Annotated in this window: 23 protein-coding genes and 1 tRNA gene; 7 read left to right on the top strand and 17 right to left on the bottom strand. The window is 35.1% G+C overall.

All coding sequences use genetic code 11. The features are described 5' to 3' along the window. From CSC80_RS06700 to CSC80_RS06690, 3 genes are all read right to left on the bottom strand, one after another. Positions 1 to 885 (bottom strand): SdiA-regulated domain-containing protein, encoded by an 885-nt coding sequence (locus tag CSC80_RS06700; RefSeq protein ID WP_099190619.1) that lies wholly within the window; start codon positions 883 to 885, stop codon positions 1 to 3. A 94-nt stretch (positions 886 to 979) separates the two neighbouring features. Next, positions 980 to 2254 carry a HAMP domain-containing sensor histidine kinase gene (locus tag CSC80_RS06695; protein WP_099190617.1) on the bottom strand — a complete coding sequence of 425 codons (1275 nt, stop codon included), beginning with the start codon at positions 2252 to 2254 and terminating at the stop codon, positions 980 to 982. Between the two features lie 12 nt (positions 2255 to 2266). After that, entirely contained in the window at positions 2267 to 2944 is a 678-nt protein-coding gene (locus tag CSC80_RS06690) for a response regulator transcription factor (RefSeq protein WP_099190615.1), read from the bottom strand. A gap of 160 nt (positions 2945 to 3104) precedes the next feature. Between CSC80_RS06690 and CSC80_RS06685 the strand changes: the two genes are divergently transcribed. Further along, positions 3105 to 3551: a PepSY-like domain-containing protein gene (locus CSC80_RS06685; RefSeq protein WP_099190613.1), complete on the top strand. Its 447-nt coding sequence runs from the start codon at positions 3105 to 3107 to the stop codon at positions 3549 to 3551. 68 nt (positions 3552 to 3619) lie between these two features. Here the strand turns inward: CSC80_RS06685 and CSC80_RS06680 are convergent, their stop codons facing one another. The 5 genes from CSC80_RS06680 to CSC80_RS19440 all read right to left on the bottom strand — a co-directional run bounded on the left by CSC80_RS06680 (position 3620) and on the right by CSC80_RS19440 (position 5327). Continuing rightward, on the bottom strand, positions 3620 to 4186 hold the full coding sequence (locus CSC80_RS06680; protein WP_099190611.1) for a TlpA disulfide reductase family protein: 567 nt from the start codon (positions 4184 to 4186) through the stop codon (positions 3620 to 3622). Between the two features lie 108 nt (positions 4187 to 4294). Next, the gene (locus CSC80_RS06675) at positions 4295 to 4483 is read right to left on the bottom strand and encodes a hypothetical protein (protein ID WP_071340741.1); all 189 of its coding nucleotides are present in this window, start codon (positions 4481 to 4483) and stop codon (positions 4295 to 4297) included. 106 nt (positions 4484 to 4589) lie between these two features. After that, on the bottom strand, positions 4590 to 4832 hold the full coding sequence (locus CSC80_RS06670; protein WP_099190609.1) for a hypothetical protein: 243 nt from the start codon (positions 4830 to 4832) through the stop codon (positions 4590 to 4592). A gap of 40 nt (positions 4833 to 4872) precedes the next feature. After that, positions 4873 to 5142: a hypothetical protein gene (locus CSC80_RS06665; RefSeq protein WP_058104618.1), complete on the bottom strand. Its 270-nt coding sequence runs from the start codon at positions 5140 to 5142 to the stop codon at positions 4873 to 4875. An 8-nt stretch (positions 5143 to 5150) separates the two neighbouring features. Further along, the gene (locus CSC80_RS19440; RefSeq protein ID WP_156894545.1) at positions 5151 to 5327 is read right to left on the bottom strand and encodes a hypothetical protein; all 177 of its coding nucleotides are present in this window, start codon (positions 5325 to 5327) and stop codon (positions 5151 to 5153) included. Between the two features lie 301 nt (positions 5328 to 5628). Between CSC80_RS19440 and CSC80_RS06660 the strand changes: the two genes are divergently transcribed. The 5 genes from CSC80_RS06660 to CSC80_RS06640 all read left to right on the top strand — a co-directional run bounded on the left by CSC80_RS06660 (position 5629) and on the right by CSC80_RS06640 (position 13192). Beyond that, positions 5629 to 5964 (top strand): hypothetical protein, encoded by a 336-nt coding sequence (locus CSC80_RS06660; protein WP_099191445.1) that lies wholly within the window; start codon positions 5629 to 5631, stop codon positions 5962 to 5964. 277 nt (positions 5965 to 6241) lie between these two features. After that, positions 6242 to 9244 carry a type I restriction endonuclease subunit R gene (locus CSC80_RS06655; RefSeq protein ID WP_099190607.1) on the top strand — a complete coding sequence of 1001 codons (3003 nt, stop codon included), beginning with the start codon at positions 6242 to 6244 and terminating at the stop codon, positions 9242 to 9244. After that, positions 9237 to 10502: a restriction endonuclease subunit S gene (locus tag CSC80_RS06650; RefSeq protein WP_099190605.1), complete on the top strand. Its 1266-nt coding sequence runs from the start codon at positions 9237 to 9239 to the stop codon at positions 10500 to 10502. Before CSC80_RS06655 ends, CSC80_RS06650 begins: the two co-directional genes overlap by 8 nt. A 3-nt stretch (positions 10503 to 10505) precedes the next feature. Next, positions 10506 to 11579 (top strand): AAA family ATPase, encoded by a 1074-nt coding sequence (locus CSC80_RS06645; RefSeq protein ID WP_099190603.1) that lies wholly within the window; start codon positions 10506 to 10508, stop codon positions 11577 to 11579. After that, the gene (locus CSC80_RS06640; protein ID WP_099190602.1) at positions 11579 to 13192 is read left to right on the top strand and encodes a type I restriction-modification system subunit M; all 1614 of its coding nucleotides are present in this window, start codon (positions 11579 to 11581) and stop codon (positions 13190 to 13192) included. Before CSC80_RS06645 ends, CSC80_RS06640 begins: the two co-directional genes overlap by 1 nt. A gap of 13 nt (positions 13193 to 13205) precedes the next feature. On the opposite strand, the gene CSC80_RS06635 is transcribed toward CSC80_RS06640, so the two are convergent. Together CSC80_RS06635 and CSC80_RS06630 are read right to left on the bottom strand one after the other, a co-directional pair. Further along, on the bottom strand, positions 13206 to 14720 hold the full coding sequence (locus CSC80_RS06635; protein ID WP_099190600.1) for a hypothetical protein: 1515 nt from the start codon (positions 14718 to 14720) through the stop codon (positions 13206 to 13208). 11 nt (positions 14721 to 14731) lie between these two features. Beyond that, the gene (locus CSC80_RS06630) at positions 14732 to 15748 is read right to left on the bottom strand and encodes a pYEATS domain-containing protein (RefSeq protein ID WP_143751725.1); all 1017 of its coding nucleotides are present in this window, start codon (positions 15746 to 15748) and stop codon (positions 14732 to 14734) included. A 229-nt stretch (positions 15749 to 15977) separates the two neighbouring features. Here CSC80_RS06630 and CSC80_RS06625 point away from each other — a divergent pair, with 229 nt between their 5' ends. Continuing rightward, positions 15978 to 16268, top strand: coding sequence for a DUF2188 domain-containing protein (locus tag CSC80_RS06625; RefSeq protein WP_099190596.1), 291 nt, complete (start codon positions 15978 to 15980; stop codon positions 16266 to 16268). A gap of 279 nt (positions 16269 to 16547) precedes the next feature. Here CSC80_RS06625 and CSC80_RS06620 read toward each other — a convergent pair whose 3' ends face one another. From CSC80_RS06620 to CSC80_RS06585, 7 genes are all read right to left on the bottom strand, one after another. Next, a complete protein-coding gene (locus tag CSC80_RS06620; RefSeq protein WP_099190594.1) occupies positions 16548 to 17162 on the bottom strand; it encodes a response regulator transcription factor in 615 nt (204 codons plus the stop codon). Next, on the bottom strand, positions 17159 to 18991 hold the full coding sequence (locus CSC80_RS06615; protein WP_099190592.1) for a sensor histidine kinase: 1833 nt from the start codon (positions 18989 to 18991) through the stop codon (positions 17159 to 17161). Before CSC80_RS06615 ends, CSC80_RS06620 begins: the two co-directional genes overlap by 4 nt. 21 nt (positions 18992 to 19012) lie before the next feature. Continuing rightward, entirely contained in the window at positions 19013 to 19534 is a 522-nt protein-coding gene (locus CSC80_RS06610) for a hypothetical protein (RefSeq protein WP_099190590.1), read from the bottom strand. Positions 19535 to 19849: 315 nt separating this feature from the next. Continuing rightward, a complete protein-coding gene (locus CSC80_RS06605) occupies positions 19850 to 20611 on the bottom strand; it encodes a hypothetical protein (RefSeq protein WP_099190588.1) in 762 nt (253 codons plus the stop codon). 255 nt (positions 20612 to 20866) lie between these two features. Further along, the gene (locus CSC80_RS06600) at positions 20867 to 23482 is read right to left on the bottom strand and encodes a M14 metallopeptidase family protein (RefSeq protein ID WP_099190586.1); all 2616 of its coding nucleotides are present in this window, start codon (positions 23480 to 23482) and stop codon (positions 20867 to 20869) included. Positions 23483 to 23996: 514 nt separating this feature from the next. After that, positions 23997 to 24296 (bottom strand): GIY-YIG nuclease family protein, encoded by a 300-nt coding sequence (locus CSC80_RS06590; protein WP_099190584.1) that lies wholly within the window; start codon positions 24294 to 24296, stop codon positions 23997 to 23999. A gap of 55 nt (positions 24297 to 24351) precedes the next feature. Continuing rightward, a tRNA-Ile gene (locus CSC80_RS06585) sits at positions 24352 to 24425 on the bottom strand. Positions 24426 to 24550 lie beyond the last annotated feature (125 nt).

The raw sequence follows: 24550 nt of genomic DNA, 5'->3' as shown, positions 1-24550 counted from the left end.
TTAAAGTAACAATTTTAATTTTGTGATGGTGCCCACACCATCTTTTTTTCCTTCACTTGAGATATACAGATCTCCATCTGGGCTAAAAGTAATGCCTTCTGGTTGCGGAAATACTTTCTTACTTAAACTATACCCATTCTTTGCGACTCCGTTTTTATCCAATATCAATAGTTTGGGTTTAGCCCCTTCTAGCATGTATATTTCTTTTGTTTGGGGATGAATTGCAATATCAGATGGTCTAAAATTATTATAAATCTTTTTCTCCCTAAAGTGTTTTAATACCTCATCATCCATATCTAGTTGCATTACTGGATCATAACCCATAGTGAACTCGCTTAATGAGAAGGCATAAACACCTTTTGTATTATCAGCATCTATATCACGGTCTTTGGGGATCATCAATAGTTGATTTGCGGATAAATCTAACCAAAGACTTTCCATGTTGTTCTTTTCATTAAACCTGGTTTTATACTCAGTAACCTTTCTATCCTTATATTGAAAATTCTCAATAATGGTTATTGTACCATCACTTTCAAGCGCATAGGCATTGTTTCCTTTTACGGCAAGGCCTTCATAATCACCTGCGTTGCCAAATTCAATTTCCTCAACTACTTTTTTCTGCTCAAGATCATAGATATAAATAATACCATCTTCATCTTGTATTGCAGCTATTTGATGTTCACTTACCCATGAAATACCTGAAACTTCCCGTAATTCTGCCGGCAACTCCCATCTTTCTGAAATTTCATATACTGCCTTATTAGCACTATCATAGGGTAACCAATCTCTAAAGTTCATAAAAAGGAAACCCATACCTAAAACAATGGCTGTAATGGTCCAAAATTTTACTTTAGCCATATTCAATGTTGCATTCTTAGTTGTCATAATTCCTTTATTTAAAACTATTTATATAAAAATAGCCTTCAAATCTGTAAAGAAATAGGAACTAATGCGCTTTGATCCGTTTTTTATAAAAACCTTAACCCTTTACCTTAAATAGAATCCTAAAATGGTGTTGCCGGCTATAGCTATACTTTAATTGTAGGTTGTATTTATCAGCTATAGCTTTACTAATGGCAAGACCCAACCCTGTAGAACGGCTATCTGCAGAAACCTTTTTAAATCGTGAAAATAATTCGCCAGAATCCAATGCTTTCTCTTTACCATAATTTTTGATGGTTACACTATTTTCATCAATTACAATGGCTACTTCCTTACCTTCTTCGCCATGGATTATGGCATTTTTAATGAGGTTGGTGACCATTATAATTGCCAAATCGGTATTCATGGTATACCGGATTTTGGCATTAGATATTACATTGACCTGCATGTTCTTATGGGTCGCAAAATCTAAAAAATCTGCCGCGACTTTCTCTATAAGTGCATTAAAATCAATATCCTCCTCTTCCAAATACTGACGGTTATCTATTTTAGATAGTAATAATAGCGACTTGTTCAGGCGTGTTAAACGGGTGAGGTTATCAAGAACTCCCCCTATTTCTTGGGTCTGATGCCCTGTAAGTTCATTTTTCTCCAGTAGAAGTTCTAGTTTGTTCATTGCAATGGCCAACGGGGTCTGTAACTCATGTGCGGCATTTTCAATGAACTCCTTTTGTGCAATATAACTATCGCGAGACTTCTTGGTTAACTTTTCTACACTTTGGTTCAGTAGGTTAAACTCATCTATATCCGTAGGCTCTTGCTGAATAGGTTCATCTTTTTCAATTCTAAATCCTTTTAATTTATCAATTAAGGAGTAGAAAGGTTTCCACACCTTTTTCAAGACCAAATTATTAAGGACCACAATACTCAATACCAACGCCAAATACAGCCCCACCAAATAAGTAAACAGGTTCTCTATCTGATCATCTTCTTCCACCATAGACGTTATAAGCTGGATCTTATAATAGGTGTCATCTTGCACAAAAGTACTTTCAAGCATTCTAATGGGCTCAAACTCATCTTCATTCTGCATGTACATTAAAGTATCGCGATAACTATCCTTATTGATGTCATGACTAACTGGAGCTACCTTTTTAATGGTATAGTTGTTTACCCCAAACTCCGTATCCTGCAATAAACTGGGATCTATTTTTACCGCATCAATAATTAGTTCTTTTTGGTTTTCCAATCCATCATCTAAACTGTCGTACACCTCATCTATCATGGCAAAATAGAAGATAACCGCCCAAACGGAAATAAGAACTATGAGTAGTAAGGCAAAATATTTTGTGGTGTGGTTTAGAAGTTTCATAGTACCTGCTGCTTATAAGACCTGTAATTTGTAACCCACACCATAAACCGCTTCAATTTCAATTGTGGCAGCTGCGTCTGACAGCTTTTTACGTAAATTCTTTATTTGCGAATAAATAAAGTCGAAGCTATCGGTTTGGTCAATATGATCGCCCCAAACATGTTCTGCCAATGCGGTCTTGGTCACCAGCCTTGTTTTATTGGCTACCATATACCACAGTACATCATATTCCTTTCTGTTAAGTACTACTTCATTTTCATTGATATGCACGCTTCTACTGTCTGGATCAATGTTTACATTACCGATTTCTATAAATTTATTACCGTCAAAAGTTCTTCGACGAACTATGGCGTTTACACGTGCATGTAACTCGGCCATATGGAAGGGTTTTGGCAAATAATCATCCGCTCCTAAATTAAGGCCCTTAATACGATCATCTAAAGAATCTTTTGCCGAAACAATGATTACACCATCATCTTTGCCAAGTTGTTTTACAAGTTTTAACAACTCCAGTCCGTTACCATTGGGCAAGGTGATATCCAACAAAATACAATCATAATCGTAAATGCCAATTTTAGATTTTGCCGTTTCATAATCAGAAGCCGTTTCTACAGTATACTGTTCACGCTCTAACGTTTGGCGCATATTCTGTAGCATTTGGGGTTCATCTTCTATAATTAGAATTTTCATGGCATCATTATTTGCATCAATAATATAAAAGAATTCTAGAAAGATATGGGAATTATGTTGCAGTACTAAATAGTTGTTAAAATTGAGCACATCAATTCCATTCCCAATTTCTTCTAGATTTGGTTCTTTTCTTTGAACTGAATTTAAAAATTATCTGATTATGAAGAATAGAAATATAATAACTGCAGCTTTTACATTACTTGGTGCATTCTCAATATTTGCGCAGGATATGAACCCTAGTAATGTACCATCAAATTTAAAACAGAATTTTCAGAAAAGTTTTCCTCAGGCTACCGATGTGGAGTGGGAAATGGACGGACAGTCTTATAAAGTAGAATTCGATATGAATAGAAATGAACATGAAATATGGTACGCTACAGATGGTACTACTACGAGAACGGAACAAGAATTGACCGAGGCGGAATTACCACAAACGATTAAAACGGCCATAAGCGGAAACTATGCCGGGTATAAAGTAGATTCCATTGAAAAAACTACGGTAAACGGAAGTTCAACATATGAAGTAGAACTTGAAAAAGGATGGAACAACGAAAAGGACGTTGTTTTCAATGAAGATGGAAAAGTACTTAGTGTAATGATTGATTGATGTTTCTTTGATTGGGAAATGTGGGAAAGGCCGGAATTCAGTTTTCGGCTTTTTTTTATTTTAAACTATTACTTTGCCAACAACTCATTCAGCAAATTTCTCACTTTAGAACTGTTCCAATCCGCTGCTCCGGTCTCCTTAATGATGATGGTACCTTGGGCATCAATTACATAATTGGTAGGTATACTGTTTTCTTGTAAAATTGCCGGAGTCTGCATTTGTGGAAAATAGATAGGTAGCTCATAGCCTTTCTTACGAACAAACCGTTCCACTTTATCTGGAACTTCTTGTGTCAACAATAGAAAATTGACTTTGTCCCCGTAGTCTTTATACAACTCTTGAATTCCCGGTAATTCTGCAATACATGGCGGGCACCATGTTGCCCAATAACTAATGAAGGTAACCTTGCCTTCACCAACGGCAACATTTCTTGAAGCACCGTGCAAATCTGTAACCGCGTATTGAAATGGCGCCACTTGATCTTGGTCATTGGCGTCTTCTAAACTGGGCGACCAAACCGCTACTTTTAGTTTATTGACCGCTACTTGAATAGGTGTTCTGGTCTGTGGTATTAATAGCAAAACAATAAACCCCACAAATATGATATCGCTAATTTTGAACTTCCTCTTTTTCATATGGGGTGTGAGTCGAAAAACATAGTGTTTACTAACAGTTGAACGTAATTGCCTCTTTGTATCAGATTAAACTATCATAAGGTTAAATTTGTGAAAATTTTTAAGGAGTTATCCTTTCTTGCTTTCCTTAAGATACCCGTTAAATACCACACCAAATAGGGCAACCCAAATCAAACGGAAAATCCAGATATTCATGTCAATTCCAAAAAACTGACCTGTTTCACTGTTGCTAACAAAGCTATAGGCTATTTCAATTATTGCTATAACCATACCAATAATAAAAATTGCTTTTCTCATATTACCTTATTTATTGGCACCGCCAAAGGGTATACTACCCCGAGGCTTGCCTCGAATTTAATAGTTTGTTTCCTTTGAATACCTCATGGGCTTGCTCTGAGGTGTTTTACAATCTGGAATCCAATTCCTTTTTAAAAGCATTCATATGCTTTACATTCAACGGAATTATTGCCGACAATGCCAACGGAACTGCCAATAACGGAGTTAAGCCATCTTGTATAGATACGTAGATCAAAAAGAGCAAAGCTAAGATTAAAATAATTGAAAAAAGCCATACAATAGTTTTTGCCATAGTATACTTATTAACCAGTTCTTGGGTACTTAATTTAGCTAAGGCTTCTTTGTTCATTTCATTTCTTATTTGGCATGTCTGTGGTTAGGTATAACCGCTATTCTTCAACATCGTCCTTAGACTTGTTGTATTTGGTAAATTCTACTTTTTTATCTTCCAATATTTTATAAAACCTACGGTGACTTATTTTAAGGTCTTTGGTAATTTGCGCCACCTTTTTAGTTTTCTTTTTGTAGTGTTTTATTTCTGCCGTAACGGCTTTATTGAAGTAGTATTTATGCAGGGCATCAACCACTTCTAACTCGGTCTTATTGCTATTGTTCGCCAGCTGATCTATTTCAGATTTAATTTGTTGTAAGCCTTTCATATGTTATCCTAATTTTCTGGCACTGGGTCAGAGAACCTTGATTTTAAATGCGCATACTTATCTAAATCTTCTAAAGAGTGGTTTCCGTAATCATTGACAATATCAAATTTTACGTTATTGTTTGCCAAGAAAGTGGCTACTCTTTCTAGCTCTTCGGGGGAACCTTTAATTTCAATTTTTGCCATTGTTTACAAATGCATTTATTTTAGTGTTTGCCTAAATTTAGGAATATTCTTTTGAATTTGGGCATTGAAATACCTTACCCAACACATATACCTATTAAAGTTAATTGAAAAATTATTTATTACGCCAATGAATTGTCAATGCTAAACCTCTGCTATTTTTACTTCTAGTAGCATTTTCTTTATTGAGGTAAAGGTATTAAGGGTTACGGGTTTCCGTAAGTATATGTAGCCCTATTTGTTTAGTTTTAATTTCTAAAACACAATTCATAATCAAATGCCAATCCTTAAAAAAATAATAACAATGCTATTTCTAACTTTTGGAATGATGCTTACCCATGCCCAATCTTCATGTTCAGAATTAATGGACATGGTCACCTCTGAAGGTTATGGCTCAACCTATTCTAGCTATTCTAGCGATGCCATTTCTCAAGTAACTTTCTATGAAGTAGATGGTGACAATTATAGCACCTATTATTTTGCCATTGTACGGTTTAAAAGTTCTTATACAGACTATATATACCAAGTGGGTTCACGTACCAAAAGTAATTATGCCATGAATTATTTACAAAGTGCCGGCGAAGCTTTTTGGAAATATATACAACCCTATAATCAAAATTTGAACTGTGCGCCTAATTGAGTTATCGTAATAAGGTGTTACTTTTAATGTTTAAAAATATTGGAATTGAAACCTGATTAAAATTAAAAAAACTTGCTGTTTGACAAATTCACCTTCAAAATGTATCGGTTGAAAATTATATCTATTTAAATTATAAATTAATTTCAGTTTTAACCAGATAGACAAATCACAAACGAACTCAAAAAACAATCGCAAGTAAAAAACAAATCGTGTTCTAAATTGTAGAACATATTCAATTTTCATTACTTTACTAAAATCTGAGAATAGGGAGTAATCAATGACCAAAGAACACCAAATAGAGGAAAATCTTATTGATTGGCTAAAAGAGCTGAAATACACTTATCGACATGATATTGTCGACAGAAAAACGCTTGAGCAAAATTTCAAATCCAAGTTTGAGGCATTGAATCGAGTACGCTTATCTGAAAGTGAATTTCTTCGTTTACGGGAAGAAATAATTGAACCTGATGTATTTACTGCTTCTAAAAAACTTAGAGAAAGACAATATTTTCAAAGGGAAGATGGAACACCATTGCATTATACTTTGGTCAATATCAAAGACTGGTGTAAAAATGATTTTGAAGTCATCAGTCAATTACGCATCAACACCGAAAATAGTCATCAGAGATATGACATCATTCTTCTAATTAATGGACTGCCAGTAGTTCAAATTGAATTGAAGAAGTTAGATGTATCGCACCGTAAAGCCATGCAACAAATTGTGGATTACAAAAATGATCCTGGCAATGGCTACACCAATACTTTGATGTGTTACATGCAGTTGTTTATTGTAAGTAATGGATCAAGAACCATCTACTTCTCCAACAATAAGAATCAACACTTTCAATTCAATGCAGACGAACAATTTCTACCTGTGTATGAATTGGCGGATGTAAATAATAAAAAGATTAACCGACTGGATTTATTTGCCGAGAAATTCTTGTCCAAGTGTACACTTGGCGAAATGATTAGCAAATACATGGTGTTGGTGGAAAGCGAACAGAAATTGCTCGTGATGAGACCATACCAAGTTTATGCTGTAAAGGCTATAGTGGATTGCATTCACCAGAACCGAGGAAACGGTTATATCTGGCACACCACCGGTAGTGGTAAAACACTAACTTCATTTAAAGCCTCTACGCTATTAAAGGACAATGCAGATATTGAAAAATGTTTGTTTGTAGTTGACCGAAAAGACCTTGACCGACAAACCCGTGAGGAGTTCAATAAATTTCAGGAAGGTAGTGTAGAAGAAAATACCAATACCGAAACTTTGGTCAGACGTTTACTGTCCACCGACTATGCGGACAAAGTAATTGTTACCACTATTCAAAAATTAGGCATTGCATTAGATAGCACCTCCAAGAAAAACTACAAAGAGCGTTTAGAGCCCTTGAGTGACAAACGAATGGTGTTCATTTTTGACGAGTGCCATCGCTCGCAGTTTGGTGAAAATCATAAAGCGATCAAAGAGTTCTTCCCCAATGCTCAATTGTTTGGGTTTACAGGAACGCCCATTTTTGAAGAAAACTCGACACAGAAAATCAGGGAAGACCAATACGAATCCTATAAAACCACTGAAAGCATTTTTGAAAAGCAGTTGCACGCTTATACCATTACGCATGCAATAGATGATAGAAACGTTCTTAAGTTTCATATTGACTATTTCAAGGGTGAAGGAACGTTAAATGCTAAACCAGAAGAAGCAATTGCCCAACAAGCCGTTGCAGAAGCGATTATCGACAAACACAATGCAGCCACCAATCAACGCAAATTCAATGCGGTATTGGCAACTGCCTCTATCAATAATGCCATTGAATACTTCCGTTTGTTCAAAGCCATTCAGGTACGAAAGAAAAGTGAGGATGAAGATTATGTTCCGCTCAATATCGCTTGCGTATTTTCTCCACCCGCTCAGTTAATTGCTCAAAATGGTGATCAACAAAGCCAAAAGAATGCAGCTGATATTAAGCAACTTCAAGAAGATTTAGCGCAGGAGAAAGAAGACAACAAGCAAAACCCTGAAGAGAAGAAAGAAGCGTTAATTGAAATTATTACCGATTATAACCAGCAGTTTGGCACCAATCACGACATCAACAATTTTGATATCTACTATCAGGATATTCAAAGACGCATCAAAGACCAGAAATTCACCAATAAGGACTATCCGCACAAAAACAAAATTGATATCACCATAGTGGTAGATATGTTGCTCACAGGTTTTGATTCCAAATACTTGAATACGCTGTATGTCGATAAGAATCTGAAATATCACGGATTAATTCAAGCATTTTCACGAACCAATCGGGTATTGAACGACACCAAACCTTATGGGAATGTGCTCGATTTCCGTTCGCAACAAGAAGCAGTAAACCAAGCAATAACGCTCTTCTCAGGTGAAGATGGAAGTAAAGCCAAAGAAATTTGGATGGTAGATGCTGCTCCAGTGGTAATAGAAGATTACAAAAAAGCGGTGAAGAAGCTTGGTGATTTCATGAAGGAGCACAATCTTGCCAACGAACCTCAAGAAGTGTACAACCTGCGCGGTGATGCTGCGAAAATAGCTTTCGTAAAAAACTTTAAGGAAGTACAACGCCTAAAAACCCAGCTCGACCAATATACCGATTTGGATGAGCAGCAACAAGAAATTATAGATGCCATCTTGCCCAAAGACAACTATCAAGAATTTAAAAGTTCGTATTTAGAAACAGCTAAAGCATTTAAGAAAAGGCAAGAGAAAGAAGGTGAGGATGCACCCGAAGATATTCAGCAACTAGATTTTGAATTTGTGCTCTTTGCCTCTGCGGTGATTGATTACGATTACATTATGAGCCTGATTGCTGATAGCACACAGCAAAAGCCTTCTAAGCAGAAAATGTCCAAATCACAAGTGATTAGTTTGTTGAAGTCGAACTCTAACCTGATGGAAGAAGAGGAAGATTTAACAGACTATATCAACAGTTTAGATTGGGATAAGGGTAAAGATGTAGATGCACTTCGCCAAGGCTATGAAACCTTTAGACTGGAGAAATACGACAAAGAGCTGGCAAAAATTGCCAACGGCCACGGATTGCAAACAGCCGCTTTGAAAACCTTTGTAGAGCAGATTATGAACCGAATGATTTTTGATGGAGAAAAACTTACTGACCTCATGGAACCATTGGAACTGGGTTGGAAACAACGGAGTAAAGCAGAAATATCCTTGATGCAGGATTTGGCACCCCAATTAAAAAAACTAGCCCAAGGACGTGAAATTTCAGGATTAGCAGCATATGAGTAAAGATAAATTAATCCCAGAGTTGCGTTTTCCTGAGTTTGAGAAGGATGGCGAATGGAAAAAGGAACCACTTGGAAACTTAAGTGAAGAAATTGTTGAAAAAACGAAAGGGCGTAAGTATAAGTTGATGAGTATTACTTCTGGTGTTGGACTTGTTTCGCAAATTGAAAAATTTGGAAGAGAGATAGCTGGCAATTCATATAAAAATTATTACGTTATACGTAATCATGATTTTGCGTACAATAAAAGCTCAACAAAACTTTATTCCGAGGGCGAGATAGCAATGTTTGAAGATGAAAAAACAGGAGCTGTTCCCAACAGTATTTTTACTTGTTTCCGATTTGACGAAAATATTATTTTTCCTCCTTTTGCAAAGTACCCTTTTGTTAATAATCTTCATGGCAATTGGCTAAGAAAATTTATTGCTGTTGGTGCAAGAGCAAACGGTGCACTCCAAGTAAAGAGTAAAGATTTATTTTCTGTTCCATTTCCTTATCCAACACCCCAAGAACAACAAAAAATAGCCTCCTGCCTTTCTTCTTTAGATAAGCTACTAGCCGCCCACAACGAAAAGCTGGATGCCCTCAAAGACCACAAAAAAGGCTTGATGCAAAACCTTTTTCCACAAGAAGGCGAAACCGTTCCTAAAGTTCGTTTTAAGGAATTTGAGAAAAATGGGGAGTGGATAGTAATTAATAATAGCGTCAAAATTATTTCTGGTAATGCATATAAAATGAGTCTCTATTCCAATAAAGGTATAAGATTGGCTCAAGGAGCAAATATCTTCAATGGAAGATATTCTGAAGAAAACACAATCTTCATCAATCCACTTGATGTATCGGCAGAACGTAATGTTAAAATTAAGAATGGAGATATTCTTTTAGCATTAAATAGACCCATTACGAACAATGAGCTTAAAGTTTGTTTATTCCCATTTGACGAAGGGTTTTTATATCAGAGGGCAGGAAAATTAGAGTATAAAGGTAATCTTGACAAAAACTTCCTATATCAATTTCTTTGTACGCCTCTTTTCTTAAAAAGATTAAAAACTCAATTAGTTGGGTCTGATCAACCTTATATCAAGTCAACTCTTTTTGATAAGGATATAATTATTGCCCCCTCCAAACCAGAACAACAAAAAATAGCCTCCTGTCTTTCCGAAATAGATGAATTAATCACTGCCCAAACAGAGAAAATCAAGCAATTACAACAACATAAAAAGGGCTTAATGCAGGGCTTGTTCCCAAAATTTGAAAGTTAAGAGATGGCAACGATTAATGAAATAGCACAAGAATTGCATGGATTTGGTGAGAACATTGTTCTCATTTATGCACTTAATTCAAGCGGAAAGACAAGACTTTCTGTTGAATACAAGGATTTAACCAAAGCCGAAAATGAAGGAAATCATGCAGGCGTATATTATAATGCTTACAGTGAAGATTTATTTGTTTGGGACAATGACGAGCCGAATCAAAATGCAAACATTAAACTGACAGTTTTGTCAAGTTCTTTAAGTCAATTCCATAGTTTTTTAATTGAAGATGATACCCGCATAAGGGAGAAACTAGAACAATACTTACCAGCATATAACTTCAGATTGAATCCACATGATAATTTAGAGAATGGGATTGAATCAATTACATTTTTTAACGAGGAAAGTCCAGACCAACCAATAAAAATCTCACGCGGTGAAGAACGGATATTTGTTTGGTGTTTTTTTTTAGCATTGTTTGAAGTGGATGGTTGGGCTGACGAACAGAGCGCACACATTTTAATTGACGACCCTGTTTCAAGTCTTGATGATCACAACATTTTCATCACTACTAGATCTATTTTCGATTTGATTAAGACAAATCATCTGAATAAGAATAAAATAATCATTTCAACTCATCACATAGGTTTATTTTCAATTCTCGCCACCTGGCTTAAGAATGACGGAGGAAATGCAGGAGTTTCAAATTTGACCCGACTTGTTGTGCTTGAAAACAAAGAAGGAGATTTAAGACTAAGAGGAACGACCAGTGGTTTATTCTTATTTCATCTACAACTGATACAAACACTAGAAGAAGCCAAAAATTCCCAGCTTTATAAATATCATTTGGTCTTATTAAGACAAGTATTGGAGAATGTTAACTCATTTACAGGGTCAAAAAAAATAGGAAGATTACTAAACCATATTGGTGTGGAGAATCCAGACCAAAAAGTTGATGAACTGAATGCTCTTTCTCATCAACAAGCATTTAGGTATCAACCAAGCGAAATGGCTCAAAATGAAGAAACCCTCTTTAGAGACATATTTGATAAGCTATTAGCAACATATAATTTCAAATTGAACTAATGACACAAAAAGAACAACATAAAAAACTGGGCGATACGCTTTGGGGCATTGCAAACGATTTAAGAGGTGCCATGAATGCGGATGACTTCCGCGATTACATGTTGTCGTTTTTATTTTTACGCTACCTATCGCACAATTATGAAGAGTCTGCGAAAAAAGAATTGGGTGCTGATTACCCAAAAGTGGCAGAAGATGATGGTCGCACGCCTCTTGGTATTTGGTATGCAGCCAACGAAGAAGATGTACCGGAGTTTGAAAAGCAAATGCGTAGAAAGGTGCATTATGTTATAAAACCAGACCATTTGTGGAGCAATATTTCAGAATTAGCTCGTACCCAAAATGGAGAATTATTGGTCACTTTAGAAGAAGGTTTCCGATACATAGAAAATGAATCTTTCGATAATTCCTTCCACGGGCTGTTTTCTGAAATAAACCTAAACTCTGAAAAGCTAGGAAAAACACCCAAAGAACGAAATGCCAAATTGTGTAACATCATCCAAAAGATTGCAGAAGGTATTGCCGATTTTTCTAAAGAAGCAGATCAATTAGGAGACGCCTATGAATATTTGATTGGTCAGTTTGCAGCAGGTTCAGGAAAGAAAGCTGGCGAGTTTTATACGCCACAACAAATCTCAACCATCCTTTCTGAGATTGTCACCTTAGACAGTCAAGACCCATCCACAGGCAAGAAAAGCAAGTTGGACAAAGTATTGGATTTTGCCTGCGGTTCAGGTTCCTTACTGTTGAACGTAAGAAAGCGTATTAAAGACAATGGTGGCACAGTAGGTAAAATTTACGGACAAGAGAACAACATCACTACCTACAACCTAGCAAGAATGAACATGCTTTTACACGGCATGAAGGATACGGAATTTGAAATCTATCATGGTGATACTTTAAAAAATCAGTGGGGTATTTTAAATGAAATGAACCCTTCCAAGAAAACTGAATTTGATGCGATAGTTGCCAATCCACCATTTAGCTTACGGTGGTCCCCTAATGAAACCATGGCGGAAGATTTCCGTTTTAAAAGTTATGGTTTGGCTCCTAAATCAGCTGCAGATTTTGCCTTCTTGTTACATGGTTTTCATTTCTTAAGTAATGAAGGTACAATGGCTATAATTTTACCGCATGGCGTTTTATTCCGGGGTGGTGCAGAAGAACGCATCCGTACCAAGCTTTTAAAGGATAATAACATAGATACGGTAATAGGGTTACCTTCCAATCTCTTTTATTCAACCGGTATTCCAGTTTGTATTCTTGTTTTGAAGAAATGTAAAAAAGAAGATGATGTCTTGTTCATCAATGCCAGCGAACACTTCGCTAAAGGAAAACGACAGAACAAATTAGCAAACAAGAACATTGCAAGTATTGTTGATACTTATAAATACAGAAAAGAGACAGAACGCTATTCTCGAAAAGTCTCTATGGATGAAATTAAAAAGAATGGCTATAATCTTAATATTTCGAGGTATGTAAGTACAGCAGAGGATGAAGTACAAATTGATTTAGAAGAGGTTCATAAAAAGTTGGAAAACATTGATAAAACTATTAAGATAAAGACAGAAGAGCATAATAGCTATTTAAGAGAACTTGGGTTGAAAGAGATTTAGCGTATGCCTATGATTACATTTTAATTTGTAAACTACAATAGAATTTAGCATTATTTGTGAACTTAAATTCTTGATCATTTTCAATTTGAACTTGGTCGGTAACGCTCTCTCCAATAGTTAGTTTATTTAAACTATTAACCCAAGTCCATGCTCCTCCAAAAGAAATACTTAAGTTATTCATAATTCTAAATCCTGCACCAGTGAAAAGAATAGGATACTTTGAACTAGGACCTATACCTAATTGTAAAAAAGGAAGAATGGCTGAGTTTGGAATATTATAGTTAGCATTGAGCATAACTTGCAGATTTATCTTATTAAAATTTTCTTCTTCTCCTTCTGCAACTACATTATTACCTTCATCGTCTGAACCTAATACATAATTAGGAAAAGACAAATTTACAAAAGCTATACCTGGTCTTAGTTCAAAAACAAAATGGTCAAATTTTTTGAACGAAATTTTCTCTTTTACCTCACTTACGGGTTTAAATTGAAAAGCGGAATTTTTTATTTCGGCAGAACGTTTTTCAACTTGCAACTCAAGCCCTGAAATTTTACCTTTTGTTAAAGCCAATTCCTCTATAGGATAATAACCTTCAAATTTTTTTATCTTGTTTTCCCATTTACTAAATATTTCATAAACACTTTTAAAGCTATCGCTAATTTTCTTAAACTGAGTATTTCGTTCTGTCGTATGGTCAAGTAATGAGTAAATTCCTAAATTAATATATCCGTAACCGTTTTCAATTAGTTCCTCGGGTATTGTAAAATTTTTCGTCAAATTAATATAGGCATTTAACTTAGCACTCTCGTCTTCATAATTTTTTTTGAGCTCTTTAAATTTTATTTCATACGTATCTGTCGAGTATTTCAACTCCATTAGTTCTTTAAGAAAATTATAAAATATGGTATTAAAATCTATGGTATTTGCATCGTCCAATTTCAAAAGTTTTATTAATAACTCCTCATTTAGTAAATCAACAAGTTTTATATTTTTCTTTATTCTTTCTTCATTCTCAACTATGTCTTTAAGTAACCTAAGGTGGTCAGATTTAAATTTTTTAATGATTTCTATTTTTGCTTTTCTCTTAGCGTTTTCATCTTTATTATTATCAGCTATTATTTTCAATTCTTCACTAGAATTTTGAGTAGTTAGCTCAGATTCGGGTTTCAAACCAACAAGTGGTGATAAATAAGTTAATATTTGATTTAATGCAACTTGCATTTCTTCATACTCTTTGTCCTTTAATTCAAACTTTTCTGATTTGATTTGGTACTTTAAAGGGTTCAGAGGTTTAATAAATAAATTAATTTGTTCTGGTTTTAAAAGAAATAATTTGTTCGGATCAAGCTTTATAAAAGATAATGAGTTATCAGTACTTGAATATTTGAAAATTTCTTCTTCTTCATCAAACTCGATAAATAGAAATTTTTCATTTAAACGTTCGGCTTTTAAAGTTTCTTCAACAGATCCCTGAGAAAAAATAAAATAAGTGTTCAGAATTAATAATATCGTAATAAACAATTTCATGTATAGTAGTATTAATTGTTAAATGCCAAATATTTAGATTTTGTTATTTCATGTCCATCTTCATATTCAATAATTGCCTTAATCTCAAATTCTCCCCAAACAATTAATCCTAAACCGAATTTAGAATCCTTATTTACTACTGGAACTTTAGGATTCTTAAATGTTTCATGAAGTATATATGTAACTTTTGAGATTTGACTTAATTCATCCTCTGAAGCAGCAATAAAGATTTTGAATTCATGATCTAAAGGCCTTTTTTTTAGGAAAGAAAAAAAGCGTTTTTTTAACTCATATGATTGGTAAACGATTTCAGGATCCCTCTCAAATATCATAGGAGAGTTATTTTCAGGCTCACCGTATAGAATCCTTGTTACTTCAATGTCTCGTTTACTTAACAAACCATTGTTATTCCAGTTTTTATTACAATAATTCATGATTGAATTTTCATCACAACTATCCATATACATATCCCCATCTTTTCCCTGTTCTTCGTTAAGACAATCATCTGTTATACATTTTGACTTATTTTGCTCATGTGCAAAACCAATTGCATGACCAAATTCATGAACTGCGATTGCCTCTATACTGAATTGTCTTTTTACTGCACAGCCACGACACCAATTAGAAAAGGTGAAGTTTAATGACATCCCATTTTCAACCCCATCTAGTTCATTTCCCAACCCTAAAGTATGAGGACTGTTATTTTTACCTATTTTATCCTCAATAACTATCCGTATACCCTCACTATTTTCTGTGCATTCACACCAACAAGTAAAAGTTAAACCAGATTCAGATTCCCAAGAGGATTCAATAGCACTTTGCACCCAACTTCTTTCGAGATTATTACCTTCAGTTGGGTTTTCCCAACAGACTGGTATACTCCTGCTATCCCATAATGCTAATTTTAGTGGATATGCATTAATTTGTTGCGAATAACATTCATTGACAGCAAATAGTATTATAAATAATAATAATGTTTTATATAATTTGAGCATGATTGAAATTTTCTCAAATCTATATTTTTTCAAAATTTAAAAATATCCCCACTAATAGGTATTTTTCTATATAAGTAATTGAAAATAAGAATAATAAGTTTAAACAATGTTAGCGTAATTAAATTGTTTCAATAAATTCTCAATAACATCACTTCAAGAACCCCCCACTACACAAATATCAGCTCTCTAGTATGCATTCCAACAATCAATCAAAATTCTTTCCCCTGATATTAGTATCTTCGAATTCAACGTCTAATGCATTATGCCCAAAAACACTACACAGCAATCATGGATTGCTACGTTGATTGAACTGGTGCAAGTCTTTTTTACTAGTTTTCGCCAAAGTAAGCGAGGAAGAACGTGGCACCAACATGTGGTGCCCTATAAAAATGCTTGGGCAGTAAGACGCGAAGGGAACAAGCGTATTACCTCCAAGCATAGGCTACAGCTCACCGCTATCAACAAAGCCAAAAGACTAGCTCGTAAATACAAGGCAGATGTTATTATCCATCGAGAAGATGGCACTATACGGGATCGTATAAATTATGAGTAAGTACTAGTATTATTTAAATATCCTTTACACTTATTAAGTTAAAAGAGCAGGTATAAAAAAGTTCTCAACACAAAACCTCTTTCAGGGTTTCACTCGAACTGACAATTATTTTCAAAAATAAACGCGCTGTCACTTCGAGTGTTTTCATTACGCGATAGCAGAAATGAAAATGTATCGAGAAGCTTTCATGTTCCAAAGTGTTCTCGATACAAAACCTCTTTCAGGGTTTCACTCGAACTGACCATATGTGTAGCCTTAACAAAATGAATAAAAATAGAACTAAAACTCATACTTCTTCTCCACCGCATAACGCAAAAGCTCTCCCGCACCACTTAGACCCAGTTTTCTGATCATATTCTTACGGTGGGTATCTACCGTGCTTTTACCAATAAAGAGTTCATCGGCAATTTGATGACTGGTATGCCCATTACCAATTAATTGTAAAATCTCTCGTTCACGGGCACTGAGTACACTTTTAGTGCTATTCTTTTCCGCATCGGGGATATGAATTTTTTTATCGTAGAATGTTTTGTTGTCATAGACGGTACGTATAGCCTCTAAAACCACACCTAGGCTACTATTCTTTAGAATATAACCATGGGCACCAGCGGCCAGCATTTGCTGTACGGCATCATCTTGATCAAACATGGTAAAGGCAACTATTTTGGTATTTGGAAATTCTTTTAAAATACATTTAGTGGCTTCTATACCATCTATTTTAGGCATCCGAATATCACACAAAACTACTTTTGGCTGTTTTAGACGTACCAACCTCAAGAGTTCTTCACCATTATTTGCTTGACCGATTATTTCAATATCATCTTCATATTTTAAATAGGAGATGATACCATCTATTAAAGCTTGGTGGTCTTCGGCTATGGCTATGCTTATCATACTGGAATATCTATTATAATTGAGGTTCCTTTACCCAGTACACTATCTATGGTAAAGTTACCCTCTAAATGTTCTATTCGTTTTTCAATATTGGTAAGTCCCATTCCGGTTTTGCTTTTATCTAGATTAGAACGATCAAAGCCCTTGCCATTATCTTCTATGATAATATTCAGATTGTCCTCATACTGCGAAATCTGAATATTTAGTTTTGTGGCTTCTGCATGTTTAATGGTATTTGCTACCAGTTCTTGAATGGTTCTAAAAAGACTGAGCTCTAAGGAATTTTCCATACGCTCGCCCATACCAAAATCTTCTACACTTACTTCTAGAGCGTTGGTTTCTGATATGACCTGTGCCATTTTCTTAACTGCCGGTAGCAAGCCTTGGCTGCTCATTACCCCAGAGTTTTTGCTATGTGCTATTCCCCTCACTTTTTGGTATGCTTCTTCCAATAAAGTTTGGGCTTGTTTTAGAGCAGGATCTTTATCTTTTCCCTTTACATTGCCGAAATGCAATTTTATAGTTGCCATAAGGCTACCCAAGTCATCGTGCAACTCATTGGCCACGCGCTGGCGTTCTTTCTCTTGACCCTCAATCATGGCATCTATACTCACCAATTCTTGCTGTTTTAATAGATTGTCTACACGTTCTTGTTTCAGTAACGTTTCTTGCTCTGCCAGTTTACGTTTTTTGGTGGTGTTCTTTTGAACTAGAATGGCAATGCCTGCACCAAAAACCAATGCTATAGTAGCAGCGATTAGCCAATTTCTAGTTATTTGTGCTTTTTGCTTTTCTACAAGTATTTGTTTTTCTTTTTTCTCAGTTTCGAATTTTGTCTGCAAATAAGATACATTAGAGGCATTTTTTAAGAAATCTAAACTGTCTTTAAGATTATTTCTTTTCTTTAAATAATAATTAGAGCTATCTAATTTTAAAAGGTTTTCATAATTACTCGCCACCCAATAATATGAAAGTACTCTATTGTATTCTTTATCTTTTTTAATAATAGCCTTCGTTAAAGGAAGTAATATATTATTGGATTGAAGATAATCTCCTGTCTGATTCATCACTATCGCTAGATTTATTTTAGTTGAATAGCCCTGGTCAAATGAGTGGAAGGAATTATAATTCTCATAAATATTATTCGATTTTATATGATAAGCTTTAGCACTGTCATATTTCTTTTCGTAATAATCAAAGGCAATACCTATCATTCTATAATATTTTGCCTTCAATAAATCATAACCGTTAAAAGTGTTTAATACATTTTTATAATCATTAATAAAAGGATCTCCACTAATTGCTGATTTGTATTTTGTTTTTAATAATTTAAAATTTAATTTCTCATAATCATCATACAATACCTCTTCATATAAATTCAAAAATTTAGGATACTGATCTAAAAGATGAGAATTTTGGGAAACTATTACTAGTATTCTTTTTAAAAGTTCTGCTCTTATTACACTAGATTCAATAGTGTTTTTCAATGCTTTTAGATAAATTTCAAAAACAACATCATCTTTGCCTATTTCATTATGTAAAATATTATCTCCTTTAGTAATTTGAATTACCGAGTATAAAATCTCGTCAGATGTTTTATTACTATTATCATAATCAAAAAGAGTTGTTGATGTTCCTGTTTCAAACATTTCTAATTGAATTTGCAGTAATGTTTTTATATCGCTTTTTTGTAATTCTGACACAATACTTCTAGCCCCTTTTAAATCGTGGTTTTTAAGCTGAATAAAAAATGTTTCTGTCTGAGTGTGCTGACTGGCAAGTAAAATACTTGTAAAGAATAAGAACAAAAAACCTAAAACACACCTCATCAAAATGGATTCAATTTCAAATTACGCTTTTACCAATTTAAATTGGCACGGTCTTCCACCAACCGGTATGTGTAAAGAGCTAGTTGAATATTCGTAATTTAGTAAAGGGTTACTTGCAGCAAGTAAATCACGAGTGTATATATGATCATTTATATCAAAAGTTATTTCATTATCAATTATTTCATCATATTTCCATATAATATCCTCATTAGTAAGATTCTTTACAAATTTAGATTCGCCAGTTTTAGCACCCATTAAAATTTTTATAACCCGAAATTTATGTTTTGGTTCTTTAACTACAACCACATCTTTTATTCCAAAAGATATTAGTCCATGCATAGGGTAATTAAAAAATGTAATTTTATTCACTTTAACTTGACTTTTATTTGATTCATCACCTGAACATTCAAATTGTGCATATAACATAATATTAAACCCCAATGTAGATTCAACATGTATAACTTGAAGGTCATTACATAATGGATTTACGTTCAAATAAATTTTTTCTTCCTTTTTTTCTGTTCGTGTTTCTTCTTTGGACATAATATGTAATTTTTGGTTTGGTTAAATATGAAATTAAATACAAGGGGATAAAATCCCCATAACTGGGTATTTATAACTATAAAGACGAGTTCATTACCAAAAGACCCTCAACAAAAAAAGCCCATTAATAAAGAGCAACACTAATAGATTCTGGGGGAACTTTAGTATACTAATATTAAGGGCAGCCTCAATTTAACATTTAATTAGGAAATACAAAAATCAGATATAAATTCAATGGTATTTCATTACCAGAAATGATATAAAACAAAAAAAGCAGCCTAATCGGCTGCTTATTAGTGTTTACAATTTATATTTTTATTCACCTAAGTACGTAAACGTAGTTACGTAAGTTTCATTCTCATCTGAATACTCAGATACTGTTGAAACCGTTGCAGTTGTAGGGTAATCACCGTCATAAGTATATGACATATTAATAGTGTACTCTATTTCACCTTCCTCATTTTTATATAGTACTTGTGACGGATTGTTGTTTGGGAACAATGCTTTGGCCCTTACAATTTCTTCTGCTTGTGGTGCTGCCGCAAAATTTAATCTAATTTGATCCATAACATCGATTAAACCTGCTGCTTCTGCAGTTTTATAAAATGGGTTTGGCTTATCATCATAAGAGATTTCAGCGGTGTAATACACTACTTCTTCTTCACCGGTCATGTAATCATAGTCATATTCTATAAACTTGATCACTGATGGATTGCCATTGTCATCATATTCCTCTACTTGGCCAGTTTCAAAAGCATCATACGGTGATTCATATAATTCTTCTACATTACCATTGTCTACATTACCGGAAACATTGGCTAAATTTCCATCTTCGTAAATGAAATTAGTAGTTTCTGTTCCATCAAAAATAGAATTCAACTGTAGCTCGCTATTATAAGAAAATATAATACTGCTGCTATCATCTGAATTTTCGGCAGACGCCACATCTATTGAGCTTATTAGCTTTGTTTCTACTTTACCGTTTACTTCTTCAAACTCGTCTGAGGTAGAATCATCACAACTAAAGTTAAGGATTGCAACAGATGAAAATAGTAATAAGTGTTTAATTGATCTCATGCTTAAATTTTGATTTTATTTATTGTTAGGTCTATACTTAACCATTAGCTTTTAAAAATATTGTAATGTATTTATTACGGAAATCCGTAATAATTTAACGAGGTCAACTACCACGGTGTTTGTAGGAATAATTTGATTCGAAAAAAAATTAAATAAAAAATGCCCACCGAAATTCGATGGGCATTTTTGGTACTTAACCTTTCTGTTATTGAAAGATTATATCACTTTATTCTATGTTAATTCATATACTTAATACTATTCTGCAGCTCCTTCAAAAATAGTATTGAATATTAGTTTATAGGTACCTCTTGGTTGTGCTCTAAATTGTGGCCTAAATGCGAACAACACAACAGAACCCTTACCGTATGTTGCTTTGACCATAGCTGGTTTTTTAGCAATGTACTTTTTCTCGCCCATTGCCCAGCCACTCATTAAAAGGTCTTTCTCCGCATAGGTGGCAATTACCTCAACTTCTGGAGCAGGTGCATCTTTTATATCTTCTGTACCACCTTCGCCTTTTTTACTTTGCTTATCAATAACAAAGGCACGGCTTTTATTAAAGGAAACAGCAACGGTATCTTGCATACCAAATGCCAACGGATGCGTGGTGTCTATACCAGTCTTGATCAATGAACCCGGTATAAAAAATTCTTTACTATCTGTACCTTCGGTAGCGTCTTTTAGGGGTAAACCAAATTGCTCTATCACATAATTACTGGCAGCATCAAAAGCCATTAAAGTCCCGCCATTTTTTACGTAGTTGCTCAAGGCAAGTGACCCTTCTAAACCAATACCACCAGTAAACTTCTCTGGCATTTTTAATGGTGAGTTACCATGTAAAATTGATTTTGCACGTTGTGATGGTATGATCAGTACATCATACTGTGACAAATCTTTTGTTTGTATGTCTGTATCGTGAAGCGTATCGGTCTCGAACGAATATTCATCCATGATAAAGCGTGTCCACCCTTCATCCATATTGGAAACCCAAGATTTATACAGCCCTACTTTTGGTGTATGTACCTTGGTCATTTCCACTTTTGGCTCGGCAGATAATCCGACAACTTCTAAACCATATTCTGCCGCTAAGTCATCTATAGATGCACTACCGCCCGAAACAATATATGACCCAGCAGGATATTCAGTTTTACCCGACTTAAACGCAGCTTTGGTTTTATGTGCCGTACCGCCTGCTTTTAATACTTTATTGGTCACAGCAACAGATGCATTACTATTGGCACTTAATAGATATCCAAAGGAAGCATTCCCCTTTACACCACCTTCATAATATGGTGCAGATGTAAGCACTTTTTCTGTACTTACCTTAAAAGGTTCTGCAATTTTATCTACTGCAATACCCATTTGCATGGGCAATGTCCAACCGGCTAAATCATAAGGAGTGTCTGGTGGACCGCCCGGATATTGAAAACGTGTTGGGTAATTCTGCTTTTCCATCAAATCCATTAAATACGGTCTAAAGGCTTGTGCAGTGTAAATTACATACGAACCTTTCTCATATTTTTTTCCGTTGATCTCAAAATTCTTAGTCGCTTTTTCAATTTCAATTCCGCCTTTTAACAATACGTTTACCAGGTTTACAGATTCAAAAGCATCCCACTGCTCTTTTGCTATTACATATGCGAACGGACCTTCCTCTTTTGATTTCTCAATTGCAGAAGCTCCCATTTTATAGATATTGTACAAGTAGTTGCTCTTACGATCAGCTGCTAAATCCAGAGTTGCCCAAGTTGCGGTCAGCATATAGTCTACGGCATCTCGAAAATGAGATTCGCCACCTTTCCAAGGGTCGGGATACATAATATCGGTACCATCTGTAGGTGTGCCACCTGCTACCGTTTTCGGTAGTTTTTCTGGATCGTAATATCTAGGTGTTGGCGAGGTATGCCCAACTTCGGTTAAAATACCGATCATATTGTGGTAGTAAGGCACGGTACGCCCACCGCCGTTCCAGAACATGGTATAAAAATTATCGGCAATGGCACCTGGCATATTCTCCAATGAAAATCTTTTGGTCATTGCAGAGCCTACTTCACTTACGCCGGCAGTGATTGCTGGGTGTATTCTTGGGTTTACAGGGTCTGCATATGGTGGTAATGATATTTTTGTCCAAGATGGTGAAGATTGATGGTGGTTATATACTATCTGTGGGTACCATTCGTTGTACAAAATCTTAGTTACATTATAGGTTTCTGGCATGGTATTCATAAACCAATCCCTGTTATTATCATGCCCCATGTAATAGTGATATAAAATTGGCGGACGAGACGTTTCATAAGCCGTACCCAAATTCTTCTTGTACCAGTCTACAACAATATCCAACCCATCAGGATTCATTACCGGCATTAATATGGTAATCACATTATCCCTAATTTTTTTAATCTCGGTAGTTTCTGAGGTCGCCAAGGTATATGCAAATTCAGAGGTCATTTGTCCGTGTGCCAACTCAGTAGAGTGCATACCGCCGTCTATCCAAACTACAGCTTTTCCTTCCTCGGATAATTTCATGGCTTCTTCGTCAGAAACCTGAACACGGGCAAGTTTGGTACTAATATCTTTCCATTTATCTAAATCTTTTAGGTTTTCTTCACTAGAAATAAACAGAATGTACATTTTTCTACCGAGTACCGTAGTTCCAATTTCTACTTTTTTGACACGATTAGATGAAGCGTCTAGTTTAGAAAGATAGTCTTCAATTTGGCTGTAGTCTGCCAATTTATAATCGGCACCAACTTTAAAACCAAAAACGTCTTCTGGTGAAGGTACGGTTTGCGCCATGGTCATGGGCATACACGAAATGGCTAGTACAAGGGTCAGGAATGCCGCCTTGTACCAAGAGTTTTTTGTAGTCATTTTTTGAATTAGTTTGTTTGAACTAGGAAATTAAGAAATAGTAGAGAGTTGCGTAAATCTAACAATCAAAGATTATGTTAAAAGAAATGTTAATTTCAGAGTTCGTGATTTGATGGGGGTGTTTTTGAGGAAATGGTTTATCCAAAGATAAAATCTACTTACATGTGGAAAGATTGATATTGTTAAAATCACTTTATTTTTAACAATTCTTCTCAACAAGAACAGGAATAATGCGCCTATTAGTAGTAGCTCTAAGTGTAATTTATGTTTGTGATTCGAGGTAAAGCTTTTTGAACCATAAGCACCTGCGTTGTGATTTTCAATACGTTGGTCTAAATCTTCATGACACGCACCAATATAGAATTTGTTAAGTGTTGTGCTGTATAGAATGTAAGTATGTGAAGACATGGTTTGAAATAAAAAAACTCCATTACATCAAATGATCTAATGGAGTTTTAAAAGTGGTCCCACCTATCCAAAAGTTGAACACCTGTCCCGATAGCTATCGGGAGCGTCAGCTGCTCCTGGTTTCATTAAATATCTTATCTCGTAGCTCTGCATATGTATTCAAGTTCCGAATGTAAACGCTACTCTTCATTGATTTGATTTTTCGCTCTAACCGTATAGCATGTGCATAATCATCACAATCAAACTTCAAGAATAAAACCCAATCATTTGTATTCGAGGTAAAGCTTTTTGAACCATAAGCACCTGCGTTATGATTTTCAATACGTTGGTCTAAATCTTTATGACACGCACCAATATAGAATTTGTTAAGTGTTGTGCTGTATAGAATGTAAGTATGTGAAGACATGGTTGGAAATAAAAAAACTCCTTTAAATCTAGTGATTTTAAAGGAGTTTTATGTGTGGTCCCACCTGGACTCGAACCAGGGACCACCTGATTATGAGTCAGGTGCTCTAACCAGCTGAGCTATAGGACCGGTTATAATTCAATATTTCAATTCTTAATCTTTTCACCACCTGTCCCGATAGCTATCGGGAGAGTCAGGTGCTCTAACCAGCTGAGCTATAGGACCGGTTATAATTTTGTAAGGCGTAACCCGAA

Source organism: Maribacter sp. 6B07, assembly GCF_002700155.1.
Lineage (GTDB): Bacteria > Bacteroidota > Bacteroidia > Flavobacteriales > Flavobacteriaceae > Maribacter > Maribacter dokdonensis.
The sequence above is the reverse complement of the archived record's forward strand: the minus strand, read 5'-3'. Positions and strand labels throughout refer to the sequence as shown.